The organism is Candidatus Phytoplasma pyri (genome assembly GCF_046600495.1).
GTDB classification, from domain to species: Bacteria; Bacillota_I; Bacilli_A; order Acholeplasmatales; family Acholeplasmataceae; genus Phytoplasma; species Phytoplasma pyri.
The window spans coordinates 1-21,641 of record NZ_JBKIOZ010000006.1; the positions used below are offsets into that span (position 1 = coordinate 1).

Consider the following 21,641-nt stretch of genomic DNA (forward strand, 5'->3'; position numbering starts at 1 on the left):
TACTTTACAAATTAACATTAATAGTTTAACTAGGGAAAAACACCGAGAAATACAAACTTTAGAACAAGAAAAAGCTACTTTACAAATTAACATTAATAGTTTAATTAGGGAAAAAGACCGAGAAATACAAACTTTAAACCAAGAAAAAGTTACTTTACAAACTAACATTAATAATTTAACTAGGGAAAAACACCGAGAAATAGAAACTTTAGAACAAGAAAAAGCTACTTTACAAACTAATATTAATAATTTAACTAGGGAAAAAGACCGAGAAATAACCACTTTAGAAGAACAAAAAGCTGCTTTAAACCAAGAAAAAGCTACTTTACAAGCTAACATTAATAGTTTAAATAGCGAAAAAGGCCAAGTAATAGAAACTTTAAACCAAGAAAAAGAGAATTTACAAACACAAATTATTAATTTAAATGCTGAAAAAAAACAATTAGAAATATCAAAAACAATAAATATTCCTATTATTGCAGAAGAACCTTATTTAACATATAAAGATCAAAATGGCGATACAATTAGAGAATACAAATTTTTTGAAGATATGATACCAAAGGAAAAAGATAATATGGGTAGAATTAATTTTTTTCTCAAAACAGATTTTTTAGAACACATTAAGAAATTTCAATTAGACAGTTATCCGATTAGTTGGAATGAAGGGGTTGAAAATTTAGGTATTTTAGAAGAAAAAAATGATCCCAAACGAATAAAAATCATCAAACAAAACCCCAATATTTATAAATCTGACTATCTATTTATTTATACTAATATACCGAATGGTACTAACAATGAGTTATTAACTAAATTTTCAGATAAAATCGGAATTAAACGAGGTCGTATTAATGACAACATATCTTTTTCAGAACAATCAAGCAGTAATATTGATTTAATGTCTAATTCTAGTATTCGAAGACATATTTTTTTAAAAGATGAAGTTAATTGTATACGTTTAATGACTAAAAATTTAAAATTGTGTTTTGATTGGGTAAAACTTATAACCGAAAAGTTTAGCAAATATTTACCTGTTACAAAAAAAATTATAGATTTAATATTATCAGATCAATTGACAGAAGCCAAAAAAATTTCTGAACAAAATTCTGAAGAACCAAAATTTAAAATTGAAATCGTCAAAAATTTACAATACCCAACCAATTCATATATTAAAAAAATTTATAATATTAATGATTTTACCAATTTTCTAAAAAAATTAAATTTAAAAAAATCGGATTATTTATATGATATCCGTGAATTTGTTATTTACAACATTGAAAAAAAGCTTTATGATCCACACAATAAGTATCATAATCAAATCCCGGTTCAAAATGATAATAGGCAATTTTTAATTTAAAACTAATATATCATTAATTAAATATCTAAATAAAACCTAACTTTATATTTTTTAATTTGTACTACATCATTTATTTAATCAGAACGCTTGAGCGTTCTTTTTTTTCCCCAAAGTAAATCAAAATAAATAAACTTTGTCTATTTTAATAATATTTAATTTAATATAGCGTGTTTAAATTGTTAAAATTTAGCTATTTTGTAATCTTTTGGAGATAAAAATAAAATAGATTTATTAAAATTATCTGGTTGTTTGGTTATTTGATTAATATATATCATTAAGGTGATTTATTTGGATATTGATAAAATTTAATATTTATTGTTAATTGATGATGTTTAAGGAAATAAAAAAAATTTAACTGTTTAATTTGAATTAAACAGTTAAACTAAATTTTTAAAATACCATTTGAGATCATTAAAATATTTATCAATTTCATGAGCTCTTAAAAGATATTACAAAATTACAAAAGAAAATTTATCTTAATCAAATATTTTTTTTATGGCTGTGAGTGGAAATTAATTAAGTTTTAGATATATTTTGTTAAGAATATTTTTTTCCAATAACTATTTGATAGGCCTTTTCTATATCTTCTTTATTGATTTTATTACGTAATTTTAAAATTGAATTTTCTTTTTCTATTTGGCGATTTCGTGCAAAAACACTGACCGTAGTTTTTAATAAGTTTTCCAAAGTTCGATTAGTTTTTAGATATTCTTGATCATTCTGAAATTCATCTAATCGGTTATTAATATCTTCTAATAAAAATTTTTTAGCTTCCTTATTATATAAGTTACCTCGGCGATCAATCATAAATTCTAAAAATGCTTTTCTATCTTCAAAATTCCCAGGTTTAATTTCGATGTGATATGTAAAGCGAGATTTAATCGCTGCATCGATTTCTTCATAACGATTAGTGGCCCCAATGATAAAAATTGGTTTAGCAGGGTTATTATGCATCGAAGTTAGTTCGGTTTTGAATTGATTGACGATATTAGCTTCTTCTCTACTTTCTTCTGAATTTTTTAAATTAGTAAAGATAGTTTCGCATTCATCTAAAAAAATAATAGTGCCTTGGTTTTTATTTGCTTCTTTACGAGCATTTTCGAATAATTCGCGTATCATTTTAGGTGCAGTACCAATATATTTTTGGGAAAAAACGGAACTGGCAACTTCAAAATAAGGTAATTCAGTTTCTTTAGCGACAGCGCGGGCTAAAGTTGTTTTTCCGGTTCCGGGAACTCCATAAAATAAAATTCCTAATGGGGGTTCAACTTTTCCAATCCCTACATAATTAGCTTTATTTTTCAGATAATGAATAAAACCGTCTAAAGCTTCTTTTTCTTCTGAAAAACCAATTAAATCTTTAAAATAAGGAAATTTTTCGGTGTTTGAAGGTTTGAAATTTACATTGTTTTCTTCTGAAACATCAGTTAATTTTTTTTTTTCTAATAATGGTTGTTCTTTTTTTGAAGGGATTTTGGGTACATTTTTTTGATTTATTGAATAACAATAACAAAAAAAAATAAATAGTAATGTAAATAATATGCTAATAACCACATAACAAATAATTTGAACTTTTGATAAAGGTTTTCCAGACATTTTTTTTTTTAACCTCTTTAACGAAAATTTTAAAAAAATAATTACTTGATTAATTAATTTTTTTGATAATTATATATTAACTTAAAAAAAATTAAATACAAGAAAAATACTCAAATTAGAGAATTATAAAATACTAATTATTGAATTAATAAAATATTATCTCTATTTAATTTTGTAGATTGAATAAATTTAAATATTATTTTAGATAATTAAAATTTATAAATTGAGTGAGCTCTTAAAAGATATTAAAAAATCACAAAAGGAAATTTATATTGATCAAATATTTAATTTTAGATTATTAGATATTTAATTCATTAAGTTTTAGATATATTCTGTTAAGAATATTTTTTTCCAATAACTATTTGATAGGCCTTTTCTATATCTTCTTTATCAATTTCGCTACGTAAATTTTCATATGTTTTTTTTCTTAAATTTCGATTTCGCGCAAAAACACTGACCGTAGTTTTTAATAAGTTTTCCAAAGTTCGATTAGTTTTTAGATATTCTTGATCATTCTGAAATTTATCTAATCGTTTATTAATATCTTCTAATAAAAATGTTTTAGCTTCATCACTATAAGGATTTTTACGACGATCAATCATAAATTTTAAAAATGCTTCTCTATCTGCCTGGTTACCAGCTTTAATTTCAATGTGATATGTAAAGCGAGATTTAATTGCTTCATCGATTTTTTGATAATGATTAGTGGCCCCAATGACAAAAATCGGCTTATCAGGATTATTAAGCATCGAAGTTAGTTCAGTTTTGAATTGATTGACAATATTAGCAATTTCTTTACCTTCTTCTAAATTTTCTAAATTAGTAAAGATAGTATCGCATTCATCTAAAAAAATAATAGCACCTCGGTTTTTTTTTGCTTCTTTACGAGCATTTTCGAATAAATTGCGTACCATTTCGGGTGCAGTACCAACATATTTTTGGGAAAAAACGGAACTGGCAACTTCGAAAAAAGGTAATTTAGTTTCTTGAGCGACAGCACGGGCTAAAGTTGTTTTCCCGGTTCCCGCTATTCCATATAATAAAATTCCTAATGGGGGTTCAACTTTTCCAATGTTTTGATAATTTTTCGGATTTTTAATATAATGAATAAAACCGTCTAAAGCTTCTTTTTCTTCTGAAAAACCAATTAAATCTTCAAAAGAAAGAAATTTTTGGATATCTGAAGGGGTGAAATTTGAATCTTCTTCTCCGATTTCAGTTTTTTTTTGCATCATTTCTAATTGTTGCATTTCTAATTGTTTTTTTTGCATACCTAATTGTTCTTTTTGCATTTCCTGTTGAACTTCGGATAATTTTTTTTGGTTTTCAAATTGTTGTTTTTGAAGATCTAAATTTTGATTTTGATAAAAACAAAAAAATAAAATAAATAATAATACAGATATGCTACTTATCGTATAATAAATAATTTGAGTTTTTGATAAAGGTTTTTTAAACATCTTTTCACCATTTTTTTTATGAAAATTTAAAAAAATAATTATTCGATTATATTATTAATTCAAGATACTTAATTTTTTATGATTAAATTTTAACTTAAAAAAAATTTGAATGCAATAAAAATGCTTTAATCGGAGAATTATCAAATATTAAAATATTAATGGGTAAATTAACTTTAATTAACTATTATTTAAAAATGATCATTATTTAAAATATTAGTTATTTTGATTGTTAATTAATTATAGATAAATTTAAATTAAAAAAATCCCAATTTATTATTTTAAAATAAATAAATTTGATATTTAAATATTAATGATTATTTTTAATTAAAATTCAATAATTTATTTTTTTGAATAGTTTTTAAAATTTTTGTTTGGATAAAATAAAAAATTTTACAATGAATAAGATATTAAATAAATATCTTCTTTTTAAATTAAAAATTTTTTTTACTTTAATAAAATTTTATGAATTTTATTATTTTTATTAATCATTAAAATGAAAAATTAAAAAATTTACTGAATTAAATTTAGTCTTTAAAAAATATTTAAAAATAAATAATATTTTGTCATATAATGCAGAAAATAAAAAAACAAGTAGAAAGCCTTTTCCTTGTTTTTTTATTTTATAATGTTACAATACTAAAAATTGAAAATATTTAACTAAGTTATTTTTCAGATAAATTAGAATAAAAGTCCCATAATCAATAGGAAGGTAGGTGGTATGTTAGAATTTTTATTAATTTTTATAAAAATTAAATCAATAATTAAATTAATTTTATTGAAAAATAAAAAAGAAAAAAATTAAATTTTTACTATTTTCTTTATAATATTATCTCAGTTAAGAGAAATATAATAAAATACGAAAAGGAATGATTAATTAAATGTTTAGATTTAAAAAAAATTTATTTTGTTTAAAAATTAGTTTGTTGATTTTTTTAGGATTTTTCTTAATTTCGAACATTAATATTATTGCTATGGAAGTAACAAATATTAATTCAGCAGGGAACAGTCAAGAAAACCCAATTCGCTCAATTTCTAATCATAATCCAAATACCGTCACAACAATAATTAAGTTATTTAAAAAAATAACTCATTATCAAAATATTGAAAACAAACAACTTATTTCCCATATTGAAACATTTAACCTTAGAACTGGCAAATTAGCAAATGTTACATATTATTATTCTGATGTTAAAAATAAAAAAGATTATAGAGAAGTTTTTGATATTAAAACGGGCGACATGATTAAAAAAATTAAGTATGATCATAAAACCGGTCTTATAAGTTACACTAATAGATTAAGATTAATACATTATTTATAATTTTAATTCTTAAAATTAAAAAAAATATATCAACATTTAACAGAATTAAATCATGTAGGTTATCAAATTTAAAAATAGTTGACTAGCCTATTGCTTATAGTAAAAAATTTTTTTATATTACAACATACGATTTACTAACAAATGAAACTTAAAATATTCAATCTTATAATTATGATGGAACCATAAATTATTAAGAGAAAACATAATATTTTAATATCAGCCATTAATTTAAATAATATTTTGGTAGCAACAAAATAGTTATTGTTAAATATCAAAACATTAATAACCACCATATTTAAATAAATTTAATTGGATTTCCCATTAATGACTAAACCATAATTAATAAAAATAAAAAAGTGTATAAAATTTTAAACCGATTGATTTTAAAAAAAAGAGAAATAACCAAAATAAAATTATAAAATAAAAATTTTCTGATCAACCTTAATATATGTTATTCAGAAATGAAATTCAAAAAACAGTTTGGTTGTATAAATATTTATAAATTAAATTGGAAATTATTATATTATTAACTTATAATTAAAAAATTTTTTATCGCTTCATTTGAAATAGCGTTTTTTTAAGACATATTTTTATTCTGTTAAAGATTAAAAAAATTTTGATAAAAAGACCAAAAATTAAAATTATTGGGAAACAGATAGTAGTTTAATTATTTAACATTATTATTTGATTATTTTAATTACTAAAGTTTTAGTTTTATAAATTAATTTAAAAAATTATCTTCATAATAAGAATCAAAATTGTTGTTGGTTTAATTAGTTACTTTTTATCATATATCAAAAATTATAATAAGTTCGAATTATTATTAAAGAAAACAGAGAATTGCTTAATAAAATTGCTTATATACTTTTAGAACAAGAAACCATTATGAGCGAAGAAATTGAAAAATTAGTTGTAACTAAGAAATAATAGTTTATCAAAAAGACTTTTCGGAGTCTTTTTTTATTATTTTAGTTCTCTAATCAAAATAAAAAAATTATGATGAAAAATTAACAATTGAAAAAGATTTTGAAGTTAAAATATGGATTTCAAAAAAAATATTTTATTCAGAATAAAAAATTATCAGTCGTATTTAAAGGAACTATATTTTTATTGATAATAATTTTCCAAAAGTCATCAACAAAATTCAAATTAATAAATATTTGAATAGGTTTTTAATTTAACAAATTAATTTAGATTTTTAAAATAATATTCTAAATGTTAATAATTTTTAAAGCTTTAGTTTTATTAAAGATAAAATTGTTTTTTTAATTTTGATAAAAATCGCTTTTAATTAACTAGTTTATTTTGAGTCTTTAAGTTTTTTAATAAAAAAATTCATGTTATAAATGGAATTTTAATGTTGTTTTTTGGTAATTATATTATTTTAGCGTTTTAGTAGCTTTATGATGTCTTTAAAATTATAATTAAAGTTATTATTAAGATTATTCAAAGGATTTTTTAAATGTTTTTAAAAATTATGGCAATTTTATTTATATTTATTTTAAATTTAGTGATTAGTTTATTATTGATTTTATTTTTTCTTAGAAAGGAGGAATAAAAATGTTAAAAATCAAAACCAATTATTTATCCATTTTAATTTTATTTTTGTTAATGGTTAGTAGTTTTAATTTATCAGTTAAAGGTCAAGAAATTAAAAATGTTAGTATTCATGATTTAAAATACAATCAATTAAAAAATTTAAAAAAAACATCATCACAAATAAAATTCATTAAACCTTTAAAGCATTTAGAATTTGACTTTGATGACCCTAATGAAAAAAACAAACAATTTACTTTAAGATTTTATTCTAAACAAGAATCAAAACAAGAATCAAAGAAAAAACGTATTGCTGAATTTTGTTTTTTTGAACTTCAAGGAGAATATCTTTTGACAATGGAAAATTTTTTTGAAGAAGATCATCAAAATTATGAAAAAGACGACGCAATTGACGAATATTTAGAAATATATCATGCACCAATATCTAATGAAAAAATACTTGTTAATATTGAACCAATTGAACCAATTGAACCAGAGACAAAAAAACAAAATACACAAACGCCAGTTGAAGACATAAATAATGAATCAAATAAACTAGTTAAGAACGTAAATAATGACACTAAACCAGTTGAAAAAAATAAAAAAACTAATTTAAAAATATCTTTTGCATCACTTTGGGATTATCAAACTTTAGGACAAGCATTTTTGGGAGTTAGTATGTTGATTTTTTTTATATTGTTTGTTTATCGATTTATAAAAAGTTTTATTAATTGTAATAAAGAGAATTAAAAAAAACTTAAATTTAAAATTAAAAATATGGTATTAATTTTATTTTTCTTAGAAAGGAACAGAATGGTAAAAATTAAAGCAAATTATTTATCAGTTTTATTTTTATTGAGTTTTTTGATTTTTAATAATTTTAGTTTATTTATTGAAGGTCAAGAAATTAAGAGGGGTAGGATTCATGATTTTGAATATCAAGATTTTGAAAATTATGAAGTATCGCAAATAAGTATAACTACTGCTCAATCTGTAAAATATTTAAAAATTAAAATTGAAAAATTAGAAAATCAAGTTTTTAATTTATCTTTTTTTGAGCAAAAAGTAATGAGGGATGATTTAATTTCTGCATTAATGCTGGAATTAAAAATTTCATCATTAGGAGAAAAAAAATTTGATTATAATTTTGCTATGCAAATACCTAAATCAGAACATCAATCAAATTCCAAAGGAATCGAAGAAAAATACAAAGTGCAAATAACAAAAATCTTTGAGAACCAAACATTGGAGGAATTACAAGCAATCTTAAAAGGTGAAAATCAACTAATTATTAATTCAGAATCAATTCTACCAATTAAAGAATCAGCAAAAAAATCAAATTCTACATCAGTTAAAGAATCAAATCAAACTACAACAATAATTCCTAAACACCAGGTTAAAAAATTAAAAGAACCGGTTGTGGAAATTAGTAAACATGCTTTGGGTCCTGAAATTATTACGGTTTATTTAGGTGAAGAAGCGACTTATGAGGATGTTAAAACATACATGGCAAATTCTCTAGGCATATCGAAAGAAAATGTAATTTTAAAAAAAGTAGGTTTTAATCATAATCAATTTGAACCATCTGATGAAGAAGAACAAGAAGAAGTTAAAAATAAAATTGTTTTTTTTAATACATTATTATTAAAAACAGACGAATCCAAAAATAAATACAAAGATCTTTTAGCTATTTATCAAAATAAAACAACTGAAGATAGTAGAATTAATAAAATGGGAACTGATATAGAATTAATCCCAGAAATTTTTAAAAATTCTGATAAAATTTATTATTTTTGGAAAAAATCTACAGAAAAAATATCTAAAGAAGATAATCACCAATTAGTTGAAGATATAAATAATAGAACAAATGAACAAGTTGAAAATGTAAATAATGACAATAAAATTGAACCGGTTAAAGAAGAAAAATCTTCATTTAAAAATATCTTTTATGCATCACTTTGGGATTATCAAACTTTAGGACAAGCGTTTTTGGGAGTTAGTATGTTGATGTTTTTTATATTGTTTGTTTATCGATTTCTAAAAATTTTTATCAATTTGTGATAAAGGGAATTAAAAAATACTTCAATTTAAAACTATTGTTATTAAAATTAAAAAAAATATATTATTAGTTTTTTTAATTTTAATGATTTTGTTATTTTTTAATATTTTAAAAGTGAAAAAAAATACCTTATGTCATTATTTTTCGGATAGTTATTTTTTTGGTGATAGGTATTTTATTAGAATAAATCAGTCGTATTTAAAGGTTTCTTTTCTATGAATAATAAAACAGTGCGTTAGTTCTTATTCACTGATGAAGATACTACATTGGGATTTTTAAATCCGGAAACTTAAAAACCTGTTTTTTGAGAACCCAATTTGACTGTAGTTAAAACTGTAAGTTCAAAATGATTTAAAAGTATAGCTAATTTTTTTTAATTGAGTTAAAAATTATTCAATTTGTTAATTAGTTTGATATATTGAAGTATTTTTTTCATGTTTATTTATTATTTTTTTCAAATTTTTATTAATAATTATAAAAAAATATTATTAAATAAGTGAAAAGGTTAATTAATTATGAATAAAAACCATGTTATTTTAAAATTTCATGGTTTAAATTAGTTTGGATATATTTATTTAATACAACCAATTGGTTGTATTTTTAATTTAAAAAACTATTCTCATTGTTAACAATAAAAAAGAAGATTAAAAATTTATTTAGAATTGGGGATTAATTAATTGATAAATAAATTTTTATTTTTAGGAAATCAAAACAAAATTAAATCTCTTTAGGATTATTGCGATAAAATTAAATATTTCGATGAAATTGAATATTGAATTAATCAAATTGGTATTTATTGCCAAAAATAAAAAACATTTCCCAATAACTAATTAAAATTTTATTTGTTTTAAAAAAAACTCAATTTTTTCTTTAACCCCTCAGTTTTATTTTTTGATGTTAAAACGGTAATTAAATTAAATATTATTGATTAAAAAATCAAAATTAAGCTATTTGAAAAAATTATTTTAATTAAGATCCAGATTCTCAAAAGAGGATCTTGATTTTTTAATATTAAAAGATATGATGAATATCATTAATATTTTAGATAATTATGTTGATTGTATTTTAAGAACTGATTTTAAAATTAGATTTTTCAATAGCTATTAAAAATTTTTATCTTTATTGACTTTCTTTTTAAAATTACATTATTTAATTATTCTTTGTTGTTAGGTTGATTTGATTATTAATGTTTGGAGATAATTTTAAATATTATTGAAACGGATTAATATATGATCTTAATTATTTTATAGATTAAATTTGGTTAACGATAGTTAAATAAAAAAAAACTCTCTTAAAAGAGAGTGGGATCATGATGTTTGAATTTAATTTTTTACTTTTGGTAGTTCATAAACAGGTGGTTTTATACTGATAATTTGACCTTGTCGATTGTATTTAGTATCTTGTCTTTGACCATTAACGATTATATTCAGTTATCTCTAATTCAGGCTTGGTTTTAGGATCATTGGGATTAACATTAAACATCATATAATTATCATCCATATGATAATAAGTTATTATTTTTTTAAACTTATTAGCTTGATAATATTTCATTAAATCTAATAAGTTGTTCAAAATTTAGTGTTTTAACATAATATTCTTTTACAACTAATTCATCATTTTGATTAAATTTATTAATTATTTTACTATAGGTTGCGTTAACTTCAATTTTGGTTTTTTGCGGATCAATATTTTTATCTAAAATTTCGTACCGAATTGGGTAATTAGTATTAAGAAATTCCGATGTTATTTGTGGTAATTGAACATCATAAAATTGTTTTTCTTGAATATTAAATTTATTTTGATAAGGTGCCATTTTTTCCATTATTTCAACTAATTCATGATAAAAATTTATTTTTTTATCTTTAGCTTCAGCTTCAGTAGTCGCATTGAGAATAGCATTTTGAGTTTCAGTAAGTTTTTTCATAATGATGTTAATATCCCAATTATTATTAGCATCCAAATCATTTAAAGTTTGATCACTAGGTAAATCCCGATGATTTAAAAATTGTGAAAATTTATCGAGATTTTTTTGCTTATTCACAGTTTTAAAAAATAATAACCACCCAATAACTAAACTAATTAAACTTAATATACCTATTATGAATAAAAGTTTGTTTATTTTTGACATTTTTATTACTTTCTAATAAAAAAAATCACATTTTTATTATACTTATTTTTTTAGCTTTTAAAAAACTAGTAGTTATTTGGATATTGTAATCATACTGATAGAAAACATATATTTAACTATTAGGTTATCAAACTATTTCAATTAATTTTTTTATTTTAAATTATTGTTGTTAAAAAAATACTAAATTAGCTAAATTAGATTGAATCAAATTCATTATTACTGGCAAATATTTTGCATAATGTTAGACATTAAAAATATAAATTTGTATATTACCTTAAATTTCAAAATTAGGTCGATATTAAATACTTTTTAAAATTAAATAATTAATTTATCTAGTTTTTAAAAGTCTAAAGTTTTGAAACATTTCGATTTTTAACATTTTTGTTTCTTTTAAAAAACAAAAAAATCGATATTTAATATCGATTAAATAATTAATTTATTTAGTTTTAAAAATTCTAAAGTTTTGCAAAACACTTCGTTTTTTATATATAAAAAAATTGTTTTACAAACTATTTTTTAATAATTATAAAAATTTTTTAAAAAATTATTTTTGCTTTTCGCATTTCAACTAAAATTAAATTGGTTACTTCCGAAATTGAAGTTTTTAAATCATCTACTTTAATTTCTAAAAAATGTGTTGGGGGTTGATTTTTAAAATATTTAACTAAAGGCAAGGTTTCTTTTTTATAGACTACTAAACGTTTTAAAAAAGTTTCTTTTTGATCATCTTTTCTTTGGATCAAAGGGGTTTGATCATCATCACAAAACCATAAATTTCGCGGAATTTTTGTTTTAATATGATAAATGTTACCACATTTAGAACAAATTCGACGTCCAGTAATTCTTTTTTGTAAACATTCTTCAGAAGTATTTAAATAAATGACCGCGGTTAAATTAATTTTTTTAGTTTGAAAAAAATTTTTTAGCATTTTGGCTTGAGCTAAATTACGTGGAAAGCCATCAAGTAAAAATCCTTTTTTAAATTTATCTTCGGATAAATAATCTATAATCATTTTGTTAGTGATTTCATCCGGCACTAAAAGTCCTTTTAAAATATAAGTTTTAGCTAATTTTCCTAATTCAGTATTTTGACTGAAATTTTTTCGAAACATATCACCAGTAGAAATATTATAAAGTTGAAACATTTGCGAAAGAAGAGCAGCTTGAGTTCCTTTTCCCGTTCCTGGAGCTCCTAATAATATTATTTTCAATTTTTTTCCTTCCTGAAAGTTAACTTGGTTAAATTTAAGGATAACTTTTAAGTTGATTTACGGTATATTTTTGTCTGAAAATTTTTAAAAAAATTTTAAATTGTTCAAATTTAAATCAAAAAATATTGAAGTTTAATTTTAATAATAATTTTTTGATTCAACTATTCCAATTTTTAAAACTATACTTAATATTTATAACATATAAAATAATAATTTTCAATCTAAATTATAAAAAATAAAAAATCGTGTTATAATTGTATATATATATGTAAAATATTTCATTGTTTATGTATAAATATTAAAAGTATTTTAATTTAAAAAAATATTTTGTGAAAATGGGGTTATATATTAACGTGTCAAATTTTAAATTACCTAAATTATCTTATAATTATGATGCTTTAGAACCTTTTTTTGATGCTAAAACTATGGAAATTCATTATACTAAACATCATCAAACTTATGTTGATAATTTGAATCAAGCTGTAAAAAATTATCCAAATTTAGATTATTCTTTAGAAGAAATGTTAACAGATTTAAATTTAGTTCCAACCGCTATTAGAACGGTTGTACAAAATCACGGTGGCGGTCATTTTAATCATTCTTTTTTTTGGCAGATTTTAAAATTAAATTATCAAAAAACTCCGCAAAACGAACTAGCTAATTTAATTAATCACCATTTTGGATCTTTAGAAAATTTTAAAAATGAATTTAGTACTGCCGGGAAAAAACTTTTTGGTAGTGGTTGGGTGTGGTTATTATTAACTTCAGAACAAAAATTAATAATTACTACTACTGTTAATCAAAACACTCCTTTACATTTAGGAACACCATTATTAGGCTTAGATTTATGGGAACACGCTTATTATTTAAGTTTTCAAAATCGTCGTCCTGATTACATTGAAGCTTTTTTTAGTGTTATCAATTGGTCACAAGTAGAACATAATTTAATGGCAGTTTTAAAAAAATAAAAATTTTCCTCATTAATTTTGAATTCGTAAAGGAATAAATCTTTTGTTATGAAAAAACCAAGTTTAATACGTATCGAAGTGCTTATTTTATTATATCAATATGATTTTTACCTTCAGGATTTAAAGTTTTTGAATTATACTACTAAACCTCAAAGTTTGTTATTTTTTCAAAAAATTATTCCTAAAATAACTTTAATTGACGAAATTATTCAAAAAAATCTTTATAATTATCAATTAAGACGATTAAATAAAGTGGACCAAGCTATTTTACGTTTAGCTACGTTTGAATTATTAGAAAATAAGATTATAGCACCGATTATTATTGATGAAGCGTTAGAGTTAACTAAAAAATATTCGGAATTAGATGATCAAAAACAACATAAATTTAATAATAAAATTTTAGATCAAATTTATCATAGTTTGAAATTTCCCAAAATTCAATCGGAAGTTAAAAAAGTCTCTGAAAATCATATCTAAAGTTATTTTTTCTCTAATTTTTGGTTAGAGATTTTTTTATTTTCAATTAAACTAAAAAAATTAAAAATAAAGCTTAAAAAATTTTATTTTTAGGAAGAACTGAATTATTTTGCAAAATTATATTAAAGATAAATTACAAAAATTAAATTTTTCTGATTTAACACCTATCCAAGAAGCGGTTTTTAAAAATTTTTCTCAGCCGCACCATTTAATTGGTTTGGCACCAACGGGTACTGGCAAAACTCACGCTTATTTATTAGCGATTTTAAGTCAAATTGATGTTAATCAAGCTTTTGTGCAAGCGGTAATCATTGTACCAACGAATGAATTAGTTTTACAAATTTTAAAAATGTTACAAGCTATTCCGGAAAATAAAGTTCAAACACGAATTTTTTATGGTGGCATGGATAAAAAAAGAACTAGTTTAAAATTACAAAAACGTCAGCCTCAAATGGTTATTGCGACTCCAGAAAAATTATTTGAATACGTGATTACATTGGGTCAATTAAAAATTAATCGTATTCTTTTTTTGGTTTTAGATGAAGCCGATATGTTGTTAGATCAAAAATTTTTATCTTTTTTAAAACCTTTAATGATGGCTAAATCAAAACCGAAAATAATGTTATTTTCAGCTACTTTTAAGCCATTTTTAATTAATTTTGTTAAACAAAACTTTGGTCCGACTTTAGTAATTAATTTAACTAAAAGTTATTTAAAAAATATTAAATATTATTTATTAAAAAGTAATGATAAATTAAAAACTTTAACCACTTTAACCCAAAAATTAAAACCTTATTTGGCTTTAATTTTTGTTTCTCGTAAACAAGATCAATTACCAATTTTTGAAACTTTAAAAAAACACCATTTAAATGTTTTTAACTTTTCATCAGATCTATCAGTTAAACAAAGAAAACAAAGTTTAAAAGCAATTGAAAATTTAAAATATCAGTATATTATTGCTAGTGATTTAGCCGCTCGTGGTTTAGATTTAGATATTTCTTTAGTGATTAATTATGATTTACCTTTACATTTGGAATTTTTTCAACATCGCTCCGGTCGAACTGGGCGTATGGGCAAACCAGGGGAAGTAATTACTATTTATAACGAATCAGAAATAAAAACAATTCATAAATTAAAAAATCAACATTTTAATTTCCAACAAATGATTTTAACTAGACAAGAAATTGAAATTCTGAAACCCAAACCCGAGCGTAACCGTAAATTACCTTTAATTAAAACTCCTCGAAAAAAAAATAAAATTAGATCAATTTCTAAATATTCCTCAGGAAAGAAAAAAAATGCTTAAAATTGGTTGTTTTGTGTCTTTAAAAAAACCAGCTATGTTTTATGGAGCGGTTCAAGCCGCTATTGCTTTTCAAGCTAATACTTTTATGGTTTATAGTGGCCCACCGACTAACGTTCACCGGTTGGCAATAGATGATTTTAAAATTCCTGCCGCTTTAAAATTATTGAACCAACACCAAATTAATCCTGATGATTTAGTTGGTCATGCTCCTTATATTATTAATTTATCTAATCCTAATCCACTTAAACGTGCGTTCGCAGTTGATTTTTTAACTCAAGAAATTATTCGTTTTAACGAAATGAAGATTAGTCAAATGGTACTCCATCCCGGCAATGCGTTACAACAAACTAAAACTATTGCTATTGAACTAATTGCTGATGGGCTTAATCAAATTTTAAAAAATACCTCTCATTGTCGAACTAAAATTGCTTTAGAAACAATGGCCGGCAAGGGTACAGAAATCGGGCGAGAATTTCAAGAACTGCGAGCTATTATCCAATTAATTCAGGATCAAAGTCGAATTGCGGTTTGTTTTGATACTTGTCATGTATTTGATGCCGGTTATGATATTAAAAATAATTTTTTCAAAGTAATTGAACTTTTTGATCAAACTATTGGTCTGAAATATCTTTCTTGTTTTCATATTAATGATTCTAAAAACGGTTTAGGGAGTAAAAAAGATCGACACGAAAATTTAGGTTTAGGACAAATTGGTTTTAAGGCATTAATGACAATTATTTATCATCCTTTATTTTTATCTTTACCAAAAATTTTAGAAACCCCTTATGTGAATGGTCAACCAATTTATCAACAAGAAATTCAGATGATTAAAACAAAAAATAATGGTCTCGAAATGGGTGTTTTGAATGATTAAAATGATATATTTTTATTTATCATTTTAATTATATATTCTGTTTGATATTTTTTTATGACGAAAACTAATCAATTTCACACCGCTATTGATAAAAAAATAATTGGTTGTCAGTTAAGATATGAAATAAATATTGATTATTATAATCAATTAGTTATGGTAATTAATGAAATGATAGATAAAATTTTATTTTACCGATTTTGGATTTTATATATTAGATAAAGTTTAAAAATTAAAATTAAGGATATTAGAATATGATAAAAATTATTTTAGAAAAAATGTTAGCTTTGATTGGTTTATTTTTAGTGTTATTTTTAGCTTTTTTTTGGATTGACGGTGTTCATCCTTACGAAATTTTTAAAACCGTTACTAATATGCCTAAAACTACCATTTTAAATCAAGAACTTCCTAAAGAATCGAATCAAGAGCTTCCTAAAAAACCGACTCAAGAACTTCCTAAAGAATCTAATCAAGAGCTTCCTAAAGAATCGAATCAAGAGCTTTCGGTTACTCCTTAAAATACTTTGAGTTCTTAAAGAATTTTAGAATTAATAATCATAACTTCAAATATGATGGTAGATTAATCAACCCAATAAGAGCTTCCTCGTTCTAATAACTTGCAGTCGCCACACATAGTTGCTTTTTAATTTAATTAAGTTATAGACTCTCATTTTTATTAATCAAAATGAGTTTTTTTAACTTATTAAAATAAAAATTTAATGATTGGGTTTTAAAAATGAAAAAACAAACTAAAGAACAAAAAATTAGAAAAATGTTAAAAAGTGCTAACTTATTAACTTTAAAAATTGTAGTTTTAAAAAATTTAAATACTAAAACCAAATATCTTAAAACGAAAAATATTTTATTTGTTAATCCACAAGTTAAACATTTAGTTTTTCAAATCTTAGCAAAACAAAAATTCGATTAATTTAGGACCAATATTTTAATAGGCGATTTTCAATGTTAAATATTAATTCAGGCATGATTTTACTGTTATGAAGTTTAAATTTATAATATATTGAATATTAAAATTAATTTAAAAAAATTAACCATGTATTATTTTTTCTAAAATTTATGTTAATTTTAAATATGCTCCAAGTTTAAAATTAAAAAAATATATTAAACAAAAATAAAATGTTTAATATATTTTTTTAATTATTTTAAAAAATTATTACTCTTATTTAAAATTTAAATATTAATAGTGATAATTTTTATTAGAAACAAGGGATGTTAATGTTATTTATTTATAATAAAAATTTTTTCTTTAAAATTATAATATTTTTGGTTATTTTTAGTTTTTTAAATTTAATCTTTATTAAAGGCGAAGTTAATAGTGGTTTAAATAATGGCGATTCTGATTCTTTAATTCCATCCACCCCAGCTATAATTCCATCTATTAAAACAACTTCAGATAATTCTCAAGAATATGATGATTTAAATAATCAAATCTCAATGGAAAATTCTGTTTTATCGTTATATATAAAAGGCGAAAATATGTTTAAACTTGAGATTAAATTTAAAACTTTTATATATTCTTTAGAAATGAGATCATCTAATTTTTCTAATATAAATATTAAATTTATTGATAATACTGAATCAAATTATAATCCTAGTTCCAACAAAATTTTAACTAATATAAAATCAATAGAATTTCAATATTATAATGGTGATAAGACAATATTTTCTAATCAAATATTAGAAGAAATTGATCCTAGTACTAGTCAAAAAAAAATTTTTTATGGTTTTTTAAAAAATATTTTTGCAAACGGTGAATTTATTATTTACGATTTAAAATGTTCAATATTTTGTAAAGAAAATAGTAAAACTACCGAAATATCAACATTGAAACAAAATACTGATGATTCAAAAGAATTATTTTTAAATAAGTTTACTAAAAATAATGATCATCCACTCCAAAATCAGTTAAGCGATGTTCCCCCAACTCCTTTTTATACGAATTATTATTTTTTATTTGGGTCAATAGTTATTATTTTGATTATAGGTGGAAGTATTTTTTATTTGGGTTTTAAAAAAAATTTGAATTAAATTATATTTTAAATTAAAATATTTTTTTAATCAATTATTACAGTTTTGTCAAAAAAAAACATTTTGTGAATTTTGATTGATTTGCATTAAATAATTGCAATTAATTAACCACCTTTTTAGGTGGTTATTTTTTTTAAAAAATAATGCAAATTTTTTTTAAAATCCGAAAAGAATTTAAATAAAAATAAAAAAAATTTATTTTTCATTTTTTAATTGCTTTATATTTGACATTTTTTTTAAAAATGTTACTATTATTAATAATAATAAATATTTTATTATTTTTTATTATAAAAAAATATTATTTTATATTAATTCTAATGATATAAAAATTAATAATATTGTTTAAATATTTAATTAAAATAATATAAAAATGAGGAAAAATTAGTATGGTTTATGGGTAAAAATAAAAATAAAAATAAAAATAAAAATTCATTAGTGCCAAAATTTTTTAGTCTAGAATTAAAAATTTTAATTTTTTTAAATTTTTTACTTTTAATAATTAATGTTTCTTGTGTTTTATATAAATTTGAGCATTTACCCAAAATTCCTTATTATTATGGTTTTATAGAATATATAGAAACATATAAAAAAAAATAATAATAATAATGACAATTGGAATTTAATTATAGAGTATTATTATTTTAAATTTAATTGTTAATTTTTTATTGATTGATATTTATAAAATATTTTATTTTTTTAATTAGTTTTTAATAAAAATTATTATATTAAAATAAGATTATGTTAAATTTCTTTTAAAATTATTATTTAAATTTAATTGAAATTTTAAGTTTTGATTAAATATTAAATGATTTTAAAAAATATTATTTTATATTGATATTAATTAAAATAGATATTTTTAGATTAAAAAAATAATACCATTATAAAGAAAGAATTTTTAATATGATTTTGTTGGATTTTTTTTTAAAAAAAATATTTTTTTATTTTTTTTTGTTTTTTTTATTGTTTACAATTTATATACAAGCTATTAATAATTCAAAACCTTGTCATGAATTGGTACAAAAATCAAATTTTAAAGTTGATTTAAAAAATCCTGTATCTTCTTTTTCATTAGTACATAAAAAAAACAACGCAGAACAATTTTTAGAAATAATTCCTGATCCTACCATTCAACAAGTTGTTAATTGTATTTGGGAAGAAAAATTAGCTTCATGTAAAACTTATACAAAAGTTTTTGAATCTAATAGAGATTATACTTTTTCAGAATTTTTTGCAATTTGTGAAAAATATTTTGGTAGAGAAAAAGACATAAGTAATAGACTGGTACAAAAATCTGAATATCGAATTAAATTTAAAGGTAATCAGTTTTCTTTATTAAATGCTAGTTTACCTTTAAACAATAATGATATGAATTTAGGTTTTTATCTAATAACTAGACCTAAAACTGAAACGCCATTAACTACAACAACATTTTCCCCATTTGTTTTAGAATCTAGAAAAGAAGAAAAACCAGAGTTAACATTATTTTCTAATATTGAAACTTTGGTTATTAAAAAAGAAGAAGATATTATAAATAATAAAAACATTATTTTTACAATAGCAAATATTATTAATAAAGAAGTTAATAATCAAGCAAATGTTCCAATTTCAACTAATAAAGATCAAAAGGTTTTTATAAAATTTAATAGTGATATTTATTGTAATTCTATTAAAAGTAATAGTATTGAAGAAAATTTTTTGATTTTTGATACTGCCGCTACAGAAGTTATTAAATATTGGATTGATCAAAATCAACAAATTTTACAAATAGAAAAAAGTGATTCATCAAAACAACCATTATTGAAAATGGCTTGTAAGAATGATCTTTCAGATATTAATAATATTAAATTTATCATTTATCCAAATATTGATTTAAAAGATTCTATTCAAACAATAAATTTTATACCTCTAGAAGTTAATCAAGGTTTAGAATCAAAATTTTCATCATTAACAATTATTAACAATCATTAAAATTTTTAAATAAAAAAATAGGAGTAAGAAATATAAAATGACAACAGATAGTCCACAAGATAAAAAAAAATTATTAATTTATGCATCATTTTCAATTTTATTTTTAGCGTTAATCGTTGTTTATAGTTTTTTTCTGTATTCTGGAAAATCAAATTTATCAGAATTACAACAAGCATTAACAAAAGAAGCAACAACAGTTGCAGAATTAAAAAAAAATGCAGGCAAATTAAAAACTGAGTTAGATGAAACTACAACTAGATTAAAAAGGGAAATAAATCAACAAAGTAAAACTGAATTAGAAACAACTGCAGACAAATTAAAAACTGAATTAGATGCAACTACAACTAAATTAGCTGCATTAGAAAAAGGTATAGTAGAAACAAAAGATACTGAATTAGCAGTAGACCGATTGAAAAAAACAAGAGATTTAACCATTTTGGAAAATAAAATTTTTACAGCTCAAGAATTGAAAGATGCTGGATTTACAGTTCCAGTTTTGAAAGAAAAGGGTTATGAAGCTAAAAAATTGAAAGCTGTTGGATTTGCATTAACAGAATTGAAAGATGCTAGATATACAGCTCAAGATTTGAAAGCTGCTGGATATAATGCTAAAGAATTGAAAACTGCTGGATATACAGTTCAAGATTTAACAACTGCTGGATATACAGTTCAAGATTTAAAAGCTGCTGAATATACAGTTACAGATTTGAAAGATTTAAAAGCTGCTGGATATTCAGTTAAAGATTTGAAAGATTTAATTGTTGGAGAAATTACAGCTTCACAATTAAAAAAAGTTGGATATGATGCTAAAGAATTGAAAGCTGTTGGATATACAATTCAAGATTTAACAACTGCTGGATATAATGCTAAAGAATTGAAAGTTGCTGAATTTACAGCTAAAGAATTGAAAGATTTAAAAATTAAAGATTCAGCCAATAATGAAAGAAAAATTACAGCTAAAGAATTGAAAGATGCTGAATTTACAGCTAAAGAATTGAAAGAAGCTGAATATGCAGTTGAAGATTTGAAAGATTTAACTAATAATGAAAATAAATTATTATTTACAGCTAAAGAATTGAAAGAAGCTGGATATGATGTTATTGAAAATTTGAGAAAAGCTGGATATAATGTTAAAGATTTGAAAGAAGCTGAATATACACCTCAACAATTAAAAGATTTAAATAAAGTTACAACTAGAAAATTTACAGCTCAAGAATTAAAAGCTGCTGGATATGCAATTAAAGAATTAAAAGATTTCACTGATGAAAAATTTACACCTCAACAATTAAAAGATGCTGGATATACAGCTAAAGATTTTAAAACTGCTGGATATGATTTTAAAGAA

Annotated in this window: 18 protein-coding genes and 2 pseudogenes; 15 read left to right on the forward strand and 5 right to left on the reverse strand. The window is 21.8% G+C overall.

Going from position 1 to position 21,641, the window contains the following annotated elements:
• Positions 1-1,354 (forward strand): annotated as a pseudogene (locus ACLHHF_RS01825) (hypothetical protein); the annotation flags it as partial.
• Positions 1,355-1,891: 537 nt separating this feature from the next.
• Here ACLHHF_RS01825 and ACLHHF_RS01830 read toward each other — a convergent pair.
• Complete coding sequence (locus ACLHHF_RS01830) at positions 1,892-2,950, reverse strand: AAA family ATPase (protein ID WP_411308130.1); 1,059 nt, start codon at positions 2,948-2,950, stop codon at positions 1,892-1,894.
• A 335-nt stretch (positions 2,951-3,285) separates the two neighbouring features.
• Entirely contained in the window at positions 3,286-4,407 is a 1,122-nt protein-coding gene (locus ACLHHF_RS01835; protein ID WP_411308131.1) for an AAA family ATPase, read from the reverse strand.
• A gap of 878 nt (positions 4,408-5,285) precedes the next feature.
• Between ACLHHF_RS01835 and ACLHHF_RS01840 the strand changes: the two genes are divergently transcribed.
• The 3 genes from ACLHHF_RS01840 to ACLHHF_RS01850 all read left to right on the forward strand — a co-directional run bounded on the left by ACLHHF_RS01840 (position 5,286) and on the right by ACLHHF_RS01850 (position 9,323).
• Positions 5,286-5,726: a hypothetical protein gene (locus ACLHHF_RS01840; RefSeq protein WP_411308132.1), complete on the forward strand. Its 441-nt coding sequence runs from the start codon at positions 5,286-5,288 to the stop codon at positions 5,724-5,726.
• A 1,560-nt stretch (positions 5,727-7,286) separates the two neighbouring features.
• Entirely contained in the window at positions 7,287-8,012 is a 726-nt protein-coding gene (locus tag ACLHHF_RS01845) for a hypothetical protein (protein ID WP_411308133.1), read from the forward strand.
• Positions 8,013-8,075: 63 nt separating this feature from the next.
• The gene (locus ACLHHF_RS01850) at positions 8,076-9,323 is read left to right on the forward strand and encodes a hypothetical protein (RefSeq protein WP_411308134.1); all 1,248 of its coding nucleotides are present in this window, start codon (positions 8,076-8,078) and stop codon (positions 9,321-9,323) included.
• Between the two features lie 1,411 nt (positions 9,324-10,734).
• On the opposite strand, the gene ACLHHF_RS01855 is transcribed toward ACLHHF_RS01850, so the two are convergent.
• The 3 genes from ACLHHF_RS01855 to ACLHHF_RS01865 form a co-directional block, all read right to left on the reverse strand.
• Positions 10,735-10,872: a hypothetical protein gene (locus ACLHHF_RS01855; protein ID WP_411308135.1), complete on the reverse strand. Its 138-nt coding sequence runs from the start codon at positions 10,870-10,872 to the stop codon at positions 10,735-10,737.
• Complete coding sequence (locus ACLHHF_RS01860) at positions 10,853-11,449, reverse strand: hypothetical protein (RefSeq protein WP_411308136.1); 597 nt, start codon at positions 11,447-11,449, stop codon at positions 10,853-10,855. The genes ACLHHF_RS01855 and ACLHHF_RS01860 overlap by 20 nt, the downstream gene beginning before the upstream one ends.
• 536 nt (positions 11,450-11,985) lie before the next feature.
• Positions 11,986-12,660: an adenylate kinase gene (locus tag ACLHHF_RS01865; RefSeq protein WP_411308137.1), complete on the reverse strand. Its 675-nt coding sequence runs from the start codon at positions 12,658-12,660 to the stop codon at positions 11,986-11,988.
• Positions 12,661-13,013: 353 nt separating this feature from the next.
• On the opposite strand from ACLHHF_RS01865, the gene ACLHHF_RS01870 reads away from it, so the two are divergent.
• The 11 genes and pseudogenes from ACLHHF_RS01870 to ACLHHF_RS01920 all read left to right on the forward strand — a co-directional run.
• Positions 13,014-13,628: a superoxide dismutase gene (locus tag ACLHHF_RS01870; RefSeq protein ID WP_411308138.1), complete on the forward strand. Its 615-nt coding sequence runs from the start codon at positions 13,014-13,016 to the stop codon at positions 13,626-13,628.
• Positions 13,629-13,676: 48 nt separating this feature from the next.
• Positions 13,677-14,105, forward strand: coding sequence for a transcription antitermination protein NusB (locus ACLHHF_RS01875; RefSeq protein WP_411308139.1), 429 nt, complete (start codon positions 13,677-13,679; stop codon positions 14,103-14,105).
• 109 nt (positions 14,106-14,214) lie between these two features.
• Entirely contained in the window at positions 14,215-15,411 is a 1,197-nt protein-coding gene (locus ACLHHF_RS01880) for a DEAD/DEAH box helicase (RefSeq protein WP_411308140.1), read from the forward strand.
• On the forward strand, positions 15,404-16,285 hold the full coding sequence (locus ACLHHF_RS01885) for a deoxyribonuclease IV (protein WP_411308141.1): 882 nt from the start codon (positions 15,404-15,406) through the stop codon (positions 16,283-16,285). Before ACLHHF_RS01880 ends, ACLHHF_RS01885 begins: the two co-directional genes overlap by 8 nt.
• A 54-nt stretch (positions 16,286-16,339) precedes the next feature.
• The gene (locus ACLHHF_RS01890) at positions 16,340-16,504 is read left to right on the forward strand and encodes a hypothetical protein (protein ID WP_411308142.1); all 165 of its coding nucleotides are present in this window, start codon (positions 16,340-16,342) and stop codon (positions 16,502-16,504) included.
• A 32-nt stretch (positions 16,505-16,536) separates the two neighbouring features.
• Positions 16,537-16,800 carry a hypothetical protein gene (locus ACLHHF_RS01895; RefSeq protein WP_411308143.1) on the forward strand — a complete coding sequence of 88 codons (264 nt, stop codon included), beginning with the start codon at positions 16,537-16,539 and terminating at the stop codon, positions 16,798-16,800.
• A gap of 218 nt (positions 16,801-17,018) precedes the next feature.
• Positions 17,019-17,210 carry a hypothetical protein gene (locus ACLHHF_RS01900; protein WP_411308144.1) on the forward strand — a complete coding sequence of 64 codons (192 nt, stop codon included), beginning with the start codon at positions 17,019-17,021 and terminating at the stop codon, positions 17,208-17,210.
• A 305-nt stretch (positions 17,211-17,515) separates the two neighbouring features.
• Positions 17,516-18,328 carry a hypothetical protein gene (locus ACLHHF_RS01905; RefSeq protein WP_411308145.1) on the forward strand — a complete coding sequence of 271 codons (813 nt, stop codon included), beginning with the start codon at positions 17,516-17,518 and terminating at the stop codon, positions 18,326-18,328.
• A gap of 393 nt (positions 18,329-18,721) precedes the next feature.
• Positions 18,722-18,925 (forward strand): hypothetical protein, encoded by a 204-nt coding sequence (locus ACLHHF_RS01910; protein WP_411308146.1) that lies wholly within the window; start codon positions 18,722-18,724, stop codon positions 18,923-18,925.
• Positions 18,926-19,228: 303 nt separating this feature from the next.
• Entirely contained in the window at positions 19,229-20,296 is a 1,068-nt protein-coding gene (locus tag ACLHHF_RS01915; RefSeq protein ID WP_411308147.1) for a hypothetical protein, read from the forward strand.
• A gap of 37 nt (positions 20,297-20,333) precedes the next feature.
• A pseudogene (locus tag ACLHHF_RS01920) lies at positions 20,334-21,641 on the forward strand (hypothetical protein); the annotation flags it as partial.